Genomic DNA, 18,114 nt, shown 5'->3' with positions numbered 1-18,114 from the left:
CGAGCACCGAACATGTCCAAAATATTAATCGCTGAAGACGACGGCCCAACCAGAGTGCTGGTAGAAGCCATACTCGAAGACGCCGGGTACACAACAGAAACGGTTACCGATGGAACAAAAGCTTATGACCGAATCGCCAAAACCTCATTCGACTTGCTCCTTACAGATATATGGATGCCCGGACTCAACGGTTTGGAATTGTTGTCAAAAGTAAAAACCCTGCCCTCACCGCCGCCAGTCATCGTCATGACCTCCGATGACACCTCAGATACCCTCCTCAAAGCAATCCGCGAACAGGCATACCACTATATCCCAAAACCCATAGATCCACAGGAATTGACACGCCTCGTTCAGGACGGCCTCGGCGCAAGTCGCCAGGAGACAATTATCGAAGTGACATCGGCAACCCCAAACTGGGTTGAACTTCTGGTGCCCTGCGATCAAAAATCAGCGGGACGAATGCGCAATTTTGTAATGCAATTAGAAGCCGACTTGCCCGAAGACCTCCGCGAGACCATCGCGATGTCATTCTACGAACTCCTCGCCAATGCCATTGAATGGGGGGGAAAGCTCGACCCGAGCAAAAAAGTTCGAATCGCATTTCTCCGCTTTGAGCGCATGCTCATGTTCCGCATAGCAGATCCCGGATCGGGCTTTGACATGGATGAACTCGAACATGCGGCCCTCAACAACCCCGATGATCCCATCGCCCACATGAGCGTCAGAGAAAACCAGGGGTTGCGCCCGGGCGGCTTTGGCCTGTTGATGGTCAAAACCAGCGCAGACGAATTGATCTACAACGAAGCGCGCAACGAAGTGGCCTTTGTCAAATACCTCGACCTCCCAAAAGACACCAACAGGTAACCACAAAAAGCAAAAGGGCTGCACACGCATTGCACAGACCTTTTGTCTTTTGTACTGAAAGACTCCGTCACACAATCATCTCTCACCTGCGATGCCACAATAATCGACCGCAGCCAACGCGTACACCTGCGCTGCCCGCTCCAGCCGATCTACCTCCACCCACTCCACATCTGCGTGTGCCGTCTCATTCGAAGGACCGTAATAAAAAGTCGGCATTCCTGTCCCATGCACGTATAAATTGGCATCCCCCACAATCCGCATCCCCACCAACTCTGCATCCCGGCCCGTCACCTGCGTGTGCGCCCGGGCAACCGCTTGCACTGCCGCATCGTCGGCACGGGTATCAAAAGGCTCGCGCTCGTGCTCCATCTCGACCCGCAGTCTCAACTTCCCGGCTTCGGCAAATGGCCGCGCCAGATCTTCCAACTCCGCCAACACCTGTGGCGCAGTGCGCCCCGGCGACCAGCGCCGGGTCCCGGTCAAGGTGCAACACAGAGGCGTGCGATTAAAATAGTCGCCCCCGTTGACAATACCCAGATCAATCCGCTCTGCGCCAGCAAGCGCGTGTGCCGGCCCAGCGTCGAGTTCAAGCTGATACTGATGGATCCGCTCGATAAGCGCGCCCACAAAGCGGATCGGATTCTCCGAAAAAGGCACGTACTGCGTGTGCTTACCACCAGCGTCCGATTCGAGCGTGATGGTAAAAACCATCGACCCCATACTCATCACCCACAGCGCGTCGCGCCCCTCGACAATCAAAATCCGGTCGCCACCAATCCGACCGCTATTGCGATCGGCAATCAGCGCCCATGGTCCGTCCTTTTGCGCCTCGACCTCCTCGTGCCCCACAACCGCCGTCAGCCACAAATCACCCCGCAATTCCACACCACTTTCCATGAGCGCCTTAACCGCGCCCAAAGCCGCAGCCATCCCCCCCTTCATATCGGTTGACCCCCGCCCGTACACGCGATTGCCCTCGCGACGAGCGGGCGGACAGTCCCCCACGGGGATCGTATCGAGATGCCCATTGAGCATCAGCGCGGGACCATTCCCCTGCCCTGCTATACGCGCGTAGAGATTATTCCGCCCCGGCGTGACCTCCCGCACATCGACTTCCAACCCAATCCCACGCATCATATCGCAATATGCGCGGCAGACTTCGGCTTCATCCATAGTAACACTGTATATATCGACCAATTCCAGGGTCCGATCAGCCACCCACTCCCGGTCAATAGCCGCTATGAGATCTCGTGTCTGTATCACCTAATCATCCCGCCCCGGGAAAGTCAACTCGGCAACACCCGATTTGTCCAGATCGCCCTTGCCCTTCTCTTTCAAAAGCTCAAATTGGGCTTTTGTCGCCCCTGCCAATGGAAGATTGAGACCCACGTCCTGAGCGAGTGAAAGCGCAATCCCCGAATCTTTCGCCGCATGGTCGGCAGAAAAATAACATTCGTGATCGCGGATGACCATATCTTCCCCATCGGTCTCCAGCACGCGGGAATTTGCTCCCGTTTGTGAAAACACCTCCATGAGCATATTCAAATCCAGGCCGAGCGCGGCACCCAACCCCAGCCCCTCTGCCAGGCCAGCGGTATTGATATTCATAACCATATTGACAAGCGCCTTGACCTGCGCGGCCTGCCCCGCTTCGCCGATATAGATCAAATTTGTACTCATAGACTCGAGAATCGGACTCGCCTGGTCAAAAACAGCGCGCTTACCGCCACACATCAAATAAAGCGTACCCTCACGCGCCTGTGTAATACTACTGGCCATGCACCCTTCCAGACTATTGGCCCCCGCCTGCTCTGCAAGGCCCTCGACATCCACGTGAATCTGTGGCGTAATCGTCGCACAATTGATAAAAACCTTGCCCTGAGCACCCTGCAGCAGACTATCGCCAGACTCGGCATAAATGGCTCCCATTGCAGCGTCATCTGTCACAACCGTAATAATATAATCTGCTGCAGCCGTCACACCCGCGAGTTCCGTATGCGCCTCACAACCCAACTCGCTGGCAAGATCTGATGCGACCTCTGCGCGAATATCGTACACCGCCCTGACCGAAAACCCCTCATCGTTGAGATGACGCGCAATATTCGCGCCCATTCGCCCAACGCCAACCACGCCAATTGTGTAATCTGAATTTGCCATATTTACCTCGATAGTTTAAGGATGAAAAAAATCTTCGTGCCAATGTATTTTCCAAAACACGGACCTGTCAAGAAAAATTCAGAATCTCACCTCCTGCGTCCGGCCAAACGCTCGAGAACGAGCACCAGCACCAGCCCCAAAAGCGCGAGACCCATTACCCCCATCACCTCGCCCGACCACACCTCGGGCAACGCATTCACCTGAACGAGAGGCACCACCTCGCCGTGCCCATTGACCATCGTCTCCAGCGTCTCTTTCCACGGCCAGATCTTCCTGAGCGACCCCAGCATCAACCCGGTCAACAGCGCAATCGTCAAATCGTGATAATGCCGAAAAAACCAGTTCAAAACGCGCGAAAACGCCATAAGTCCGACTACAGCACCTGCACCAAAAAGAGCAATTGTAAACAGATCCCATGTATTGAGCGCGTTGAGAAGATACGGATATTGCCCCAGCAAAACCAGCACAAAGGACCCGGAAATACCGGGCAAAATCATCGCGCAAATCGCAACCACAGCAGAAGCAAAAATATACGGCGGGCTATGAGGCATTTCAACCGGCACCAGCCCGACCAGAAAATACGCACATAGTGTTGCTCCAAAAGCACCCAAAAACATTCTCAAATTCCACTGCGGGATGCGCCTCCCCACCGTAAAAACAGATGCCAGCACCAGCCCAAAGAAAAAGGACCACAGGAAAACAGGCTCATTCTCCAGCAAATAAGTAATCGCGCGCGACAGTGAAAAAATCGCAACGAGAATCCCCGCGACAAGAGCGCACAAAAAAGGCCATCGCACATAATCGAGCAATTCTCTTATTCTCACCCCAATCAGAAGCCGCGCAGATCGCGCATCAAAAGAACGGATCGAAAGAATCAGCTCTTCATAAATCCCCGTAATCAGCGCCATCGTGCCCCCCGACACACCGGGCACAACATCGGCAGCCCCCATGCACACGCCCCTCAGCGCAATGCCGAAATAGCTTTTCAAAGACCGCTTTGGTCTGTGCGCTATCTCTTCCATTTCCATCGCTCCCTTCACGCTTTACACTTCACAGCCTCTCTTTTTCATCTGCGTCTATCTGCGTCCATCTGCGGATCACACTTCAAAATATAGAACGAGAACCTATTACACACAACAGTTTGTCCTTGACAACGCACTAATTCCCTTTTTATTGTTCGCGGCGGGATAATGACGGATTCTATTTGCATCGATGTTTTGACAGGAGATTTTTATGTGGCGCACATCTATAACACTCGTCTTTTGTGCCTTATTAATTGGTTGTGGCGACGACATCAAATACCAGGCAGAGCTTCGCGGAACCTGGCTGTTGGAATCTCGCAAACCCGCGCAGGGTGAAATCATCCAGAGCCCGCAAATCAGCGGCCTCATCGAATGGTTTCCAACCACACCCACCCAGGCTAAAGTACATCTTTCCGTAACCGACGACAGACAGAGCATCAGAGTCATCGACCGTTTATACGATCTTCAGGACATGGCATTTACATACCAATCCAAACTCAGAATCGGCTCGGTAGAAACAGATAGTACAGATGTAGTTTATGACACAACCCCCCAAAATGGCACGGGACAAATCTCCTCTGACGATGCGCGCGTCACACTCACCCACGATAACGGAACGAAATATGAATTTATCGGCACACAACTTACCATAACATATTCAAACGGTATAGTCGATACGTGGACACTCAACAAAGATCAAAAAGGTGTTTTGGCAAAATAAACGACCATACCGATGCGCTGACAAACTGGCTTGAACCAGTTGTACCTCGCTTCGTCTATTCGTCTATTCGTTGATTCGCTGATTCGTTTAACGCGGTTCAGATCGCACCAGCACCTCCCCAATCATTCGCGTGCTGGTCGATGAACCATATTCAAAAGGAGTAAAAAATGGCAGGAACAATCCCCCTCATCAGTTCAGGTGTAGCAGGACCAGCGGGCGTACTCCACCTTCCTCGCCTGTGGAGCAAAGTCCTGTTGGGCGCCACGGGCAACCTCGAAGAAGGATATGACCAGTGCGGCATGGGTTACGACCAGATGGTTCTCGATGGACTGGGTCTCGACCGCGATGCCACCGTCGCCTATCTCACTGAAAATATACCATCTTATCCGGAATTCGAAGCATGGGTAATCGCACAGAGCGGCGGCAGCCTCGACAGCAATGCCGTTGCAGAACTCAACGCGGCAATCGAGGGTTATAACCACGCAGACGATGTCCGCGGGGCCATCCTCGGTGCAGCAGGCATTGACGACGACGGCACAATTCTCGACGCCGTCAACTTGAACAACCTCGATGACTGGACAGAATTTCACGCACAACTGACGGGATAGACACCCGACCATCTCGCACAAAAAATCCCAGAATGGGAAAAACCATTCTGGGATTTTCTCTATACCGCTTTCAGGAGACCACCATGTTGCAAAATATTCGCGTTATAATCGCAATAGCCCTTGCCGCAGGAATAATATGGAACTGTGGCGGTGACCGCGTAACGCAGTCAGAAATCGGGACAGACGAACAAATTGGCCGTCCCCTGAGCAAATTGGCTGCCCAGCAAAACGCTGTAGTCATAGCTACTGTGCAGCAGAATGACGCACCTGTGAGCGGGGCAAAAGTAGAATTTGCGCGTTCTATTGCGGGACAAAAACCGGATTATCAGTGGTCAAATACGACCGATGAGAACGGTCAAACGCGGATAGAGATCACAGCGGGCAATGGGTATTATCAAGCGCGCGCCTCACAGGACGGAATTGAGATCGGATCCTGGTCCAGCATTCCAATTAACGAAGGCGACAAAGTACGGCTCAACTTGCCCATCGGCGAGAAAGCACAACTGACATTAGAAGGTCTCCCAGCAGAAATTACCATTGGCATCGTCCTGCCTCTGACGGGTCAACTCGGTGCAGGTGGTCAGTTGCTTATAGCTGGCTTCGACCTCGCACGCGAAGAAATTAACCGTTCATCGCTACTCGGCGGGGCAAAAATCAATTTCATTATGGAAGACAATCGCAGCACCCCGGAAGGCTCTGTCGAAGCTTATAACAAACTGATTCATCGCGATGGCGTATCCGTCATCATCGGTCCATTCACCTCAAGTGATGCCAAAGAAGCGTTTCCCATCGCCCAACAAAATGAAGTCGTGGCGATTAGTCCAACCTCAGCCTCCCCTGGCCTCAGCGCAATGGGCGATTTTCTCTTCCGCACCAGTCTCACGGTCAACTGGCTTATACCCGGCGGTGTCAGAACAACACATGAGCAACTCGGCTATCAAAAGGTAGCCACAATATTCCAGGCTGGCGACGTCTTTGCCCAAAATAGCGACGCAATAATCAAAGAAACACTCCTTCAAAACGGCGTCGAGGTTCTGATCACAGAGTCCTTCCAGGTTGGTCAGACCGACTTTTCAGATCAATTAACCCGAATAAAAGAATCGAATCCAGACGCCATCTTCCTCTCTGCGCTACCAATAACAGAGGCAAATGATATACTGATCCAGACTCGGCAAATCGGTATTCCCCCCGAAGTTCACTTCATCACGCAGACCCTGACCCCCGGTGAAATAGAACGCGCAGGTGCCGCTGCCGAAGGAGCGATTAGTTTTACCGCATGGACCAGCACGGCTGACACGCCGGGAAATCGCGCCTTCGTCGAAAATTACACGATGAGAGCCGGCGTTGAACCCAGCGCATTCACCGCACAATCCTATGCCACCGTCCATATCCTGGCGAACGCCATCGCCAATGCCCAATCAGTTGACTCAAGAGCCATCCGAGACGCCCTGGCAAAAACCAGAGACCTGGACACAATCCTGGGCAAATTCTCTTTTGACGCCAATGGAGATGGGATTTACACCCCGATTGTACTGATCGTTAGAAATGGCAAACTCGAAGTCTTTAGCTCGTCACCGCAAAAAAAAGAAATACCCCTTGGCATCGTCTTACCTCTGACAGGCCATCTTGCGACACTTAGCCCTGCGATAAAAAATGGTCTCGAACTCGCGCGCGAAGAAATCAACCAATCACCGCTACTCGGCGGAAAGAGAATCGAGTTTATTATAGAAGACAATGAGACCACCTCAGCGGGAACAATTGCAGCTTATAATAAACTGATTCATCGAGATGGCGTATCTGTCATCATCGGCCCGTTCGCCTCAACTACGACTCGAGAGGCTTTTCCCATTGCCCAACAAAATCGGATCGTGGCGATTAGCCCGACCGCCGCCGCCCATGGCCTCAGCGAAATAGGCGATTTTGTCTTTCGCACGATTATTACCGTAGATCGCTTCGTGCCCGTTAGTGTTAAGACCACACATGAGAAACTCGGCTATCAGAGAGTCGCTGCCATATATCAAAGTGATGATGTCTTTTCCCAGAGCAATCATCAGGCGATTACAGACGCACTCCAACAGAATGGCGTCGAAGTGATCATCTCAGAAACTTTTCAAACCGGCGACACCGACTTCTCTGAACAATTAACCCGAATAAAAGAATTGAACCCAGACGCCATCTTCCTCTCCGCATTACCCGTGGAAAAGGAAGCCGTTCTGATCCAGACTCGGCAAATCGGCATCCCCGCCGAAATTCACTTTATCACGGTATCTTTGACCACAGGCAATGTACAACGCGCGGGTGATGCCGCCGAAGGAGCGATTAGCATTACATCCTGGAGCAGCATGTCTGACACACCTGGAAATCGCGCCTTTGTCGAAAATTACATGACGAAATACCATTCCGAACCAGACGAATTCGTCGCACAAGCATACACCACCGTCTATATCCTCGCACACGCCATCGCCGCTGCCCCATCAACTGATTCAGAAGCGATTCGAGACGCAATGGCGCATATCACAAACCTGGACACAATTTTGGGCAAATTCTCTTTTGACGCCAATGGAGACGCGATTTACAACCCGATTATCCTGATCGTCAGAAATGGTAAATTTGAGGTCTTCAATCCATAGATAATAAAAATAAAATAGGCTGCGGGAAGGGAGGACCGGTCCCTAATTTTCTGGTAGGATCCAGAAAAACAACCCGCAGCCGTTGAGCTTTTCCTGAGTTTTTATTCACACGTTTCCAAATAATAACACAATTGACTACAATTTCAACAGCAAAAAATTACGCGTACGTCTGATTTATTACGCGTATGTCCACTTTTTTGCATTATATGTCTAATTTCTTACGCGTATGTCCTCTTTTTGCCGATAAGCACGAGGAGACATGCCATATAATCTCTTAAAAGCTTCGTTTAAACGCGATGATGAACGAAAACCACAGTGTGCTGCAATTTCAAAAATTGGCAATGGCGTTTCTTCAATCAATAATTTTGCCTTTTCAATTCTAACCTTTCTCAATGATTCACGGAAGGCCTTGCCCAAATGTTTTTTGAACAATGCGTAACCATGCGACTTAGAAAATCGAAAATAGCGCATGACGTCTTCAAATTTTAGATCTGGATTGCTGTAATGATCCTCCAAAAATACTTCAAATCTGGTCTTCCACATATCTCGTGGAGGCATATATCTTTTGACCTGTGTCAAAAAAACATCTCTCTCTATTGGTTTGTCAAATACACTTGCAGCGCCAGCCTTGATCAGTTGTTCGCCCAATTCTGCAGATCGCAAACTTGTCATGATCAGCATAGCTGTCTGAATTTTTTCCTCCTTCACATGCTTCAATAGCGTTATACCATCTATACCCTCTACATGTAGCTCAACAACAGCAAGATCAATCTCCTCTTGTCTTAAAATTTCAAGACCTTCTACCCCATATCCTGCCAGGCATATTTCATAGGGTTCATCCCACAAGAATCCTGCAAGCTCTGAGATTACAAGCAGGTCATGATCTACAATCAGAATTTTCTGCTTGTCCATAATGCCTCCTGAAAGATTTGAGACCTATTCCTTCACGCTGTTCAATCCGTTTAGCCATGAAACAAGGGGTTATGCAATAAATACATAACCCCTGTATTATTATGGTCGGAGCGACTGGATTTGAACCAGCGACCCCCATCACCCCAAGATGGTGCGCTACCGAGCTGCGCTACGCTCCGACAACTCGTTCGTGAATAAATTTACCCATTTTGCCAGAGACCGTCAAGATAAACAAGCGATCAGCGAAAATCTTCTGGATTGCGGCTCAAAATCATGCCGCAATGACAATCGCTATTCCTATCGTCACGCCTGCTGCTCTTCACACTTCCTACTTCACACTTCACACTTCTACCTACCCGAACTCAAAAAACTTTCGGATTGCAGATCCACATCAAAAATGCGAATAAATTGACGGGGCTTTTTCGTCTCGCCGATCAACTCGGGTATGCCATCGCCATCGAGATCAGCGTACCCAATCTTATCACCAAAGCCATCGAGGTATTCCCACTCAACACGTTGATAAGTCGCGCCAATAACAAACCCCGTATTGAGTGCAATCTCAAGCTCACCGTCATCGTCGAGATCGCCAACAGCCATACTCTGTGCCCACAGCCCCTGCTCGCTGCGCCATTCTAAAAACAGATTTTTACAATCAAACACAAACAAGCGCCCAATTTGTGCAGCGCGATCCTGATCGGAATTATCGCGTGAGCCACCCGGCGGTCGATAGCTCCGACTCTCTGCGGCATCCTCGCCACAAAACACCAGCTCGAGTTGCGGGTCGTCATCGATATTTTCAATCACCATAGCCGAAACCGATGCAAACTCATCGTCCGTGCTTCGCCATATCTCATGAAAATCGCTGGCACGATAAAAAGCAATATCTCCAGCATGGGTATATGCAACGATCTCGAGCTCGTCATCGACATCGATATCCAGAACAAAAACTTCTGCAATCTCCGCTCTCAGTGGAGGACTTCTCCACACCTCTCGAAAGCGCCCCCCTTGCATTTCCAGCACATAAACTGCCCCATGACGGTCGCCATACACAATGCGCGGTGCCTCATCACCTTCTCCCACAATTGCTTTTACGGCTCGCATCTCGGGTACAAACCCTCCAAAAGAGATCGCGTCATTATCTTTCCAATGAAACCACGCCAGATCGGTAGCTGAGATTGTAGATGCAAGAGCAACGAGCAAAAGCAGAATCTTGATAACCATAGTGAACTCCTCAAAATATCTCAATGGTGAGATAGCGTTTGGGATTCCGCTTGATATCTTCAATAAGACTATCCACAGACGTCAGTGTGCGATCCAGATGCTCGTACACCGCTTCGTCCTTAACCAAACGCCCGACCGTACCGCGTCCGTCTCGTATCCCTTTGGAAATATCATCGAGATTTGCAAATGTATTCTGCATTGCAACCGAAGTCGATTCCATCTGTGCTGAAATCCGCGCAAGGCGTTCCATCGTCACAGCTATATTGGTCACTGCAACACTCAAATTTTCGCGATTATCCCGCATCAAACCACTCGCATCGCCCGTCGCCACCGCCAAACTGTCGAGCATCTTATCGACCTTACCCAGATTATCGTCATTCAATAATCGGTTGAGATAGTACGTGGTCGTATCAATACGCGAAAGAACGCTTTCCAGATGCGCGAGATTGTTACCACTGGCTACGCCATCTACTGCATTGCGAATCTTTTCGATCATAAGCCTGCTTTCAGACACCATCGCATCGAGATCAGAAGCAGAAGTCCCCTCCACAACAGCGCCATCTGGAAGACGCTGTTCCGACTCTCCCAACTGAATTTCGATCATCTGCCCACCCAGCAGACCATCGGATTTGAGTAAAAAACGAGAATCCACGGGTAAATCTCTCACTGAGGCAAACCCGAGCGCAACAAAAGGCAGCCCATCCTCAAGGGTAATAGACAATACCTTTCCCACCCGCACCCCGCGAAACGTCACGGGATTGCCCACTTGAAGCCCCGGTACACTGTCGAACTTAGCATGGATGCGATATCCGCCAGCCGCACCTGCATAGCGCTCAGAGAGCCACACCGTGCCGACCACCAGAATAACGGCTGCAAAAAATACAACTGCACCCAGAATAATTTCTTGCCGACGATTTCTCATAAGTTACCCCAACTTGCCCTGAATAAATAATTCAAAAAACTCATTGCCAGATGCCTCGACATCTTCCATTGCACCTTGAACCACAGCTTTGCCGTCATAGAGCAGAGCAACCCGATCTGAAACGCGCCGGGCAAGGGGCATATCGTGGGTGACGACCACCGATGTCACATTGAGTTCCGATTGCAATTTCAATATATAGTCACCCACAACACTGGATGTATTTGGATCCAGACCCGTTGTGGGTTCATCGTAAAGAATAAAATCGGGTTCCATCGCAATGGCCCGCGCAAGAGCCGCGCGTTTTCTCATTCCCCCCGACAACTCAACCGGCATCTTGGCCTCTGTACCCGCCAACCGCACGGCATCGAGACAGATATGCACGCGCTCTGCAATCTCTTCTTCGGACATCCTGGTGTGCATACGCAACCCAAAAGCCACATTTTCTTTCACCGTCATAGAATCAAAGAGTGCCGAAGACTGAAATAAAACCCCGATGCGCTTGCGCAACTCGATCAACTCGCCATGGCGAATCCGCTCCATGTCATAACCGGCAACGACGACCTTTCCCTCATCAGCCCGCTCAATCCCAATCACATGCTTTAAGGTCACACTTTTGCCGCATCCACTCGGTCCCAAAATCGTCGTAATCTCAGACCGGGGAACCCGCAGGTCAAGCCCTTTCAGCACGGGTTGTGCTTCAAAAGACTTAAACACCTCGACAAACTCAATAGCCGTTTCATTTGCCATAGTTTAATACAACAACGCGTGTGTTAAAAAATAATCGAGAATGAGAACCAGCGCAGAAGATATCACAACTGCAGCCGTAGCAGCCCGTCCAACGCCCTGTGCGCCGCCTGCAGTGCAAAGCCCCTTGTAAGACCCCATAAACGTCAGCAACCCACCATAAACAAAGGATTTGACCAACCCGACAAAAACATCATACACCTCAAAATAGAGCTTCATACCTTTGACCAATTCTGTAGGCGTAATAGCCATCTTGATCATCGACATACCAAACCCGCAGATATTCGCGACCAAAAAGGAATAAATCACGAGAACTGGAACCATAATTGCGCCAGCGAGCATTCGGGGCAACATGAGATACCCCACTGGATCGACAGCCATTGACGCGAGCGCATCCACTTGCTCTGAGACTTTCATTGTGCCGAGTTCAGACGCAACGCCCGCACCCACCCTGCCCGCGAGCACGAGACCCAACAAAATAGGCGACAGCACGAGTATCACAGAGCGGACCATAAGCGCACCAACCATATAGTCGGGCACGTACTCTTCCATCTGATAAGCCGTCTGAATAGCGATCGCCATCCCGCTAAAAGCCGAAATCAGGCAGACCAGAGGCAGAGAGCTGACACCAACAGCATAACACTGTCCGATAATCTGATGTCGATAGAGGTAGATATGCCGCATTTCCGTCACGCACTGGACGCCGTAGCAAAACATCTGGAAAACCTGGATAAAAAATGCGGCGAGTTGCCCACCGAGGAATGCAAATAATCGGCCCATAGCGAGGGGGAAGCTCAAAAGTGAGGCGGGTTAAAAGGATCCAGAAAGCGTGTAGAATCTACACTCCATTTTTGAATAAATCAACCCTTTTCAAAGCATTTGCTAAAACTGCTTTACACAGTAAAGGCGGCCCTGGAAAAACCAGAACCGCCTTTATACTCCGAAGATAAGATGGTATCAGACCAGATCTTCCACTTTTCCACCCGGAACATTTCTCCGAAAATATCGCTGCAACTTGGCAAGGGCGCGGTTGCGAATCTGGCGCACGCGCTCTCGGGTAACACCCAGAGAACAGCCAATATCACTCAGCGTCCGGCGCTCACCTCCGTCGAGACCAAAATAAGCGCGAATAACATCTCGCTCCCGGGGATCCAGAGAATCATTGAGAGACCGCAATATGAACTCGGACTGATCCCGATATATCACGAGTTGATCTGGATCCTCTTCATCGGCCTCGAGTATATTCTGGAGCGGCTGCTCGCCCGCCGTATCCACGGGCATAGAAAGAGACAGGTCTGGGCGCACACAGCGCAACGCCCGCTCTGCGCGTTTGTTGCTGATCTTCATATCGCTGGCAACTTCGTCCAGCGTGGGCACGCGCCCCAGTTCCTGGGTCATCTGCCCCCAGCGACGCGCCATCCGGTCCATATCCTCCTGGCGATTTGCAGGCATAACCACATTAGACGTGCGCTTGAGCGCATTGAGAATGCACTGCCGAATCCACCACACGGCATAGCTGATAAACTTAAACCCGCGTTCTTCGTCAAATCGCTTGAGGGCTTCCATCAAACCCATATTGCCCTCGGCAATCAAATCGGCAAGGGGTACACCCCGCCCCTGATATTCGAGCGCAACACTGACGACAAAACGCAAGTTTGACGTAATAATCTTGTCAATCGCCGCTTGATTTCCCCGTTTGGCCTTGCGAAGGACTTTTTGTTCTTCTTCTCGGCTCAATGGGGGGTACTTGCGCAGTTCCTTGAGATAGCTCTGAACAGAAGCTTCGCGCGCGTACTGCGTTCCTTGTTGCGTGTATTCCATTGTATCTCCTACCACTTGTTCCTCTTTACCCGACCCGGTGTGAGATTCTGTTACAACAGTTGGCGTTACCATTTTGATTGTCACCCCCTCCCAGCATTGTTTAATGAATTGTTATATACCTTTCTTAAACGCATTGAACATTGACAAAGTTTCACAATCTCGAACATATTTCTCGATTACTGTCCATCCCTTGTTACATCTTAGATACACGCCATACATCTAAAGGTTTCAAAATAGTGAGTGCGCGGGAAGAGATCCCGAATTGCTTGCGGGACCGGTGCCGAAAGGCTATCTTGCTCGCTACCTGGCAATGATACGCGATTTTAACGTTGTGTGTAAACGAAAGGAAAGACAATGCCCCGGCATAAAGACCACATCTTTCACAGAACCCTCAAAAAAGAATGGCCGAAAATATCACATGGAGAAGGCATTTACCTGTTCGATATGGAAGGAAAGCGCTATCTCGACGCCTGTGCGGGTGTGCATGTGGTCAGTATCGGCCACGGAGTCAAAGAGATCGCAGAAGTCATGGCAGAACAGGCGGAGAAGGTCTGTTTCACCTACGCCCGATTCCTCACCCAGCCCCAGATCGACCTGGCGGACAGGATCGCCGACTTCACGCCGGGAGACCTGAACCGGGTCTTTTTCGTTTCCGGAGGGTCCGAAGCTACAGAGTCGGCCATGAAAATCGCCCGGAAGTACCATATCGCAACCGGCAATCCCGGAAAGTACAGGGTCATCTCCCGGTGGCAGGCCTGGCACGGGAATACGGTTGGTGCCCTCTCCATGTCCGGGCGGTCGCCCTGGCGCGAGGACTATATTCCCTACCTGCTGAATTTCCCCCATATCCCGCCGCCCTACCCCTATCGGTGCGCCTACTGTAAGGACCACTCGGAATGCCAACTCCACTGCGCAGAGGAACTGGAGCGGGTCATCAAACAGGAGGGGAGCGAGTCGATCTCCGCCTTTATCGCCGAACCGATCCTCGGCACCTCCGCCGCCGGAGTGACCCCTCCTCAGGACTACTACCCGCTCATTCGGGAGATCTGTGACCGACACAATATCCTGATGATCGTCGATGAAGTCGTCACCGGTTTTGGCAGGACAGGCCGCAACTTCGGCATCGAACACTGGGATGTGGTCCCCGATATTATGGCGACCGGGAAAGGATTGAGTAGCGGTTATACGCCCATTGCCGCAACCGTCGTCCACGAAAAAATCTACAATGCTATCTACAGGGAATCCGTCTCTTTTGTGCATGGGCACACCTATGGCGGAAACGCCCTTTCCTGCGCCACGGCCCTGGCCGTGCAAAACTACATCCAGACGCACGATCTGGTATCGAACTGCGCCCGGATGGGCGACCTTATGCTGGAAAAATTCATGCCCCTGCAGAACCTGCCGATCGTCGGGGGCATACGCGGGAAGGGCCTGCTGATCGGCATCGAATTCGTGGCCGACAAATCCACGCGCGCCCCCTTCGACCTCTCAAAAGGGGTAACCGCAAGGATCGTGGATCTGGCCTTCGAAAAAGGGGTACTGGTCATGCCCGGAGCCCCCGGCCTGGTCGATGGTGTCGAAGGCGACCATATCGCCATCAGTCCCCCTTTCACCATCACCGAATCTGAAGTACAGCACGTTGTCGATGTAATACGTGAAACCATTGTAGAGGTCTCGGCACAGCTGAGTAAGTAATTCTCGGCATGGAGAGGGAACATGACAGAAACAGCCCATCGGATCCTCTATGTGAGCGACCCATCCACGATCGCACGCACGGTATTGCCCGATCCAGTAAGAGAAGCAGACCTGCGCAAATGGGTGGATATACTTGCGGACAGTGGAATAGATATATTCAATCAGGAGGTATTCTCTCAAGGATGGACGGCCTACTGGCAATCCGAACACTATGAATACGACCAGCGCCCTCAGCACCAGCGATTCAGACCGTTAATCGAAGCGGGCATACAACCACTGGACATCCTCATCAACCAATCGCACCGGCGCGGCATGCAATTTATCGCTGGCTTCCGCATGAACGACGGCCATGCCGCACACAACCGCAAACAGGGCGTTGGCATTGCCGAATATATTGAATCCAATCCGCATCTGCGATTACACGACCCGCGCCCCGGACAGAACTACCAGGAACCAGAAGCACTCGACTTCACACATCGAGAAGTCCGAGAATTCACCTATGGCGTCGTAGAAGAAGCCGCCTGCGGATTTGACATTGACGGCATAGAACTGTGCTTTCGGGACACGGCTTACTTCCCCCCGCACCACGCTGCCGAACGCGCACACCTCATGACAGACCTCATACAAAATATCCGAACGCGGCTGAATGAACGCGGCAAAGAAACCGGTAAAAAACTCATGCTTGGCGCCCGCATATACGCAACGCCGGCAGAATGCGCGAGTCAGGGCCTGGACATTTGCAATTGGATCCAGAATGGATTGCTCGACTACATCAGCCCGCAAGACACAATGTATGCCGACCACAATTTGCCCTATTCGGAATGGGCGGCACTAACTCGGGAAACAGCGTGCCTACTCTACCCCGGCCTGCTACCGTGGAACAGCTACCGCGCGCGCTACCGCCTCGGACGCATCCCCTTAAGCCACGCCACCTGTCGCGCACTCGCGCACACCATGTACGGCGCAGGTGCAAATGGCATATCGATCTACAACCATTTTGTGCCCTCCGTGTGGCAGCCGCCTTTTTACCCCCAGGGCATGCAAGTCTTCCACCAGCTCCGCGACCCCGAGCGCGTCGCGCGCGGCGAACGGCACTACATCTTCGATCCCACCTGGGACGGATTCAGCGGTTTTGGAGCCAATGGCAGACGCAGCACAGGCGTAATCAACGCACAACAACTTCGACTATCGCGCAGCGAACAGCGTCCCACGGGTGAATTTCGCTTTCAACTCTTCGAAAACCTGCAACACGCACATTGCGCGACACTCCTCTTTCGGGGATTTGGCCTGACCGGAATCGATGAATTAGACGTGCGTCTCAACGGCCATGCCATCCCCGACGAAGCCATCGGACGCACCGCATCCTCTGATCGCATCACGACCGTAGATTCGACACGGGAACAAGACGGCAGAAACATACCCTGTACCGCGCAAGGCGGGCGGATCGAATTTCGCGCACTCACGGAAAAACCCGTCTTTTCCACGCGCTGGTTTGTCCTATCGGACCCGCTCGTCGAACGCGGCGACAACCGCTTATCCATCACACTCACCAAAAGCGACCCCAAAGCCACATCTCCCACAATTGTAATCGACGAAGTAGAGATATTCGTCGAACCGCGGTGAAGACCCAAAGCTCTGCACCCATCTAAGGGCTTTTCAAAGTGTACTTGCAGAATCTACTGGCAATCAGGAATTTCAAATTCTCCAATATGCATCTGGGCCAGTTTCTTTCGCAGTTTGGGAATCGCGCCTCCGACCGTCTTTCCACCGCGCGACTTACCAAACAGATGTTGGCTCACGCTGGGAACTGAAATGCCGAGTTGTTGGGAAATTTCGTGTTCGGTCATTTTCCTGAAAAAGTAAAGGTGTACTATTTCCCTTTGTCTGGGGGTAAGAACCTCATCCATCAGCTTGAGAACTAGCGGTATTAATCGGGATGTCCACTCACGCTGACGAAATCGTGCCTGGACATCTTCCTCTGTCTCGTAGTGCGGATTCTGTTCAAGAGAGAACTGTTCAAGGATGTTCTGGTCAACCCGAACTTCCCAGAAATCAGGATTGAATTTCGTTCTGCGGGAAAGTCTGATTTGGGATTTGTTGTAGGACTTGCTCAAACCGACACCTCCTGTCACTGCAGCGGAGAGGGGGTGCCGGACCAAAAAAAACACGGTTGAACAGCCCCTTTCCATTGAAAAAGTGGAAAAGGCCCATCCAACCGTTATTAGCGGCTGGGCTGGCCAAAGGCGTAATCTTTGGCCTTTATTTTATCAATCTCAATATATCTCAAATCCTCTTTGGTGTCAAAGGCTTAAACAAAAAGAGCCCTGGCGGGCCCCTTTTCAGGGCGGCGACCGTTATTAGCGGCCACCTCCCACCAGGGCAATAAACCGTAAATGTCTTCACCTATACACAAAATATAAGGCACTTTTCAAAGTCCTATAGTAAAAATTCGAAAAAAAATATAATCATAGGTGTGTTTCTCTACACAACGGATTTCGACCGACAAAAGGGCGCGTATATCCCGGATGTATTACAGATTCAGGTACCGCAACCTGAAACGCGATACCTTCCCGGTAACCCAGTCGGCGTCAAAGACAAGGAGTTTTATCGATAATTATCCTGGTAGGGATTTGCCCCATGTAACGCCCTGTAAAGCGGCTGCCAATCCCAGCCCGGGCCCACGTCCCTTGTGGTTAGAGGACGATTCAGGTCTAACTTATCTCCCAGATCCCTGAGGTCCATGAGCTTGTAAAGAGGATGTCCTTTGTCGATAAGTTTATCTTTTTGCTTGTGGATA

Annotated in this window: 16 protein-coding genes and 1 tRNA gene; 6 read left to right on the top strand and 11 right to left on the bottom strand. The window is 51.3% G+C overall.

The window, feature by feature from the left end:
• The first annotated feature begins 12 nt into the window (after positions 1-12).
• A complete protein-coding gene (locus tag F4Y39_08025) occupies positions 13-864 on the top strand; it encodes a response regulator (GenBank protein MYC13661.1) in 852 nt (283 codons plus the stop codon).
• A gap of 75 nt (positions 865-939) precedes the next feature.
• Here the strand turns inward: F4Y39_08025 and F4Y39_08020 are convergent, their stop codons facing one another.
• From F4Y39_08020 to F4Y39_08010, 3 genes are all read right to left on the bottom strand, one after another.
• Entirely contained in the window at positions 940-2,127 is a 1,188-nt protein-coding gene (locus F4Y39_08020) for a M20 family metallopeptidase (GenBank protein MYC13660.1), read from the bottom strand.
• Positions 2,128-3,021, bottom strand: a complete 894-nt coding sequence (locus tag F4Y39_08015; protein ID MYC13659.1) for an NAD(P)-dependent oxidoreductase — start codon at positions 3,019-3,021, stop codon at positions 2,128-2,130.
• 86 nt (positions 3,022-3,107) lie between these two features.
• Entirely contained in the window at positions 3,108-3,992 is an 885-nt protein-coding gene (locus F4Y39_08010) for a DUF368 domain-containing protein (GenBank protein ID MYC13658.1), read from the bottom strand.
• Positions 3,993-4,254: 262 nt separating this feature from the next.
• On the opposite strand from F4Y39_08010, the gene F4Y39_08005 reads away from it, so the two are divergent.
• The 3 genes from F4Y39_08005 to F4Y39_07995 all read left to right on the top strand — a co-directional run bounded on the left by F4Y39_08005 (position 4,255) and on the right by F4Y39_07995 (position 8,002).
• The gene (locus F4Y39_08005) at positions 4,255-4,764 is read left to right on the top strand and encodes a hypothetical protein (GenBank protein MYC13657.1); all 510 of its coding nucleotides are present in this window, start codon (positions 4,255-4,257) and stop codon (positions 4,762-4,764) included.
• Positions 4,765-4,931: 167 nt separating this feature from the next.
• Positions 4,932-5,372, top strand: coding sequence for a DUF5069 domain-containing protein (locus F4Y39_08000; GenBank protein ID MYC13656.1), 441 nt, complete (start codon positions 4,932-4,934; stop codon positions 5,370-5,372).
• A 32-nt stretch (positions 5,373-5,404) separates the two neighbouring features.
• On the top strand, positions 5,405-8,002 hold the full coding sequence (locus tag F4Y39_07995; protein ID MYC13655.1) for an ABC transporter substrate-binding protein: 2,598 nt from the start codon (positions 5,405-5,407) through the stop codon (positions 8,000-8,002).
• A 210-nt stretch (positions 8,003-8,212) separates the two neighbouring features.
• On the opposite strand, the gene F4Y39_07990 is transcribed toward F4Y39_07995, so the two are convergent.
• The 7 genes from F4Y39_07990 to F4Y39_07960 all read right to left on the bottom strand — a co-directional run bounded on the left by F4Y39_07990 (position 8,213) and on the right by F4Y39_07960 (position 13,694).
• Complete coding sequence (locus tag F4Y39_07990) at positions 8,213-8,914, bottom strand: response regulator transcription factor (GenBank protein MYC13654.1); 702 nt, start codon at positions 8,912-8,914, stop codon at positions 8,213-8,215.
• Positions 8,915-9,016: 102 nt separating this feature from the next.
• A tRNA-Pro gene (locus F4Y39_07985) sits at positions 9,017-9,093 on the bottom strand.
• A 169-nt stretch (positions 9,094-9,262) separates the two neighbouring features.
• On the bottom strand, positions 9,263-10,135 hold the full coding sequence (locus tag F4Y39_07980; protein MYC13653.1) for a hypothetical protein: 873 nt from the start codon (positions 10,133-10,135) through the stop codon (positions 9,263-9,265).
• A 10-nt stretch (positions 10,136-10,145) separates the two neighbouring features.
• Positions 10,146-11,057, bottom strand: a complete 912-nt coding sequence (locus tag F4Y39_07975; protein ID MYC13652.1) for an MCE family protein — start codon at positions 11,055-11,057, stop codon at positions 10,146-10,148.
• 3 nt (positions 11,058-11,060) lie between these two features.
• Positions 11,061-11,804 (bottom strand): ATP-binding cassette domain-containing protein, encoded by a 744-nt coding sequence (locus F4Y39_07970; protein ID MYC13651.1) that lies wholly within the window; start codon positions 11,802-11,804, stop codon positions 11,061-11,063.
• Positions 11,805-11,807: 3 nt separating this feature from the next.
• Positions 11,808-12,581: an ABC transporter permease gene (locus tag F4Y39_07965; GenBank protein MYC13650.1), complete on the bottom strand. Its 774-nt coding sequence runs from the start codon at positions 12,579-12,581 to the stop codon at positions 11,808-11,810.
• Between the two features lie 177 nt (positions 12,582-12,758).
• The gene (locus F4Y39_07960; protein ID MYC13649.1) at positions 12,759-13,694 is read right to left on the bottom strand and encodes an RNA polymerase sigma factor RpoD/SigA; all 936 of its coding nucleotides are present in this window, start codon (positions 13,692-13,694) and stop codon (positions 12,759-12,761) included.
• A gap of 282 nt (positions 13,695-13,976) precedes the next feature.
• Between F4Y39_07960 and F4Y39_07955 the strand changes: the two genes are divergently transcribed.
• Together F4Y39_07955 and F4Y39_07950 are read left to right on the top strand one after the other, a co-directional pair.
• Entirely contained in the window at positions 13,977-15,317 is a 1,341-nt protein-coding gene (locus tag F4Y39_07955; GenBank protein MYC13648.1) for an aminotransferase class III-fold pyridoxal phosphate-dependent enzyme, read from the top strand.
• Positions 15,318-15,338: 21 nt separating this feature from the next.
• Positions 15,339-16,940: a hypothetical protein gene (locus F4Y39_07950; protein MYC13647.1), complete on the top strand. Its 1,602-nt coding sequence runs from the start codon at positions 15,339-15,341 to the stop codon at positions 16,938-16,940.
• 53 nt (positions 16,941-16,993) lie between these two features.
• Here the strand turns inward: F4Y39_07950 and F4Y39_07945 are convergent, their stop codons facing one another.
• Entirely contained in the window at positions 16,994-17,506 is a 513-nt protein-coding gene (locus tag F4Y39_07945) for a sigma-70 family RNA polymerase sigma factor (protein ID MYC13646.1), read from the bottom strand.
• Positions 17,507-18,114 lie beyond the last annotated feature (608 nt).

Source organism: Gemmatimonadota bacterium, from assembly GCA_009838845.1.
Taxonomy (GTDB): Bacteria; Latescibacterota; UBA2968; order UBA2968; family UBA2968; genus VXRD01.
The sequence above is the reverse complement of the archived record's forward strand: the minus strand, read 5'-3'. Positions and strand labels throughout refer to the sequence as shown.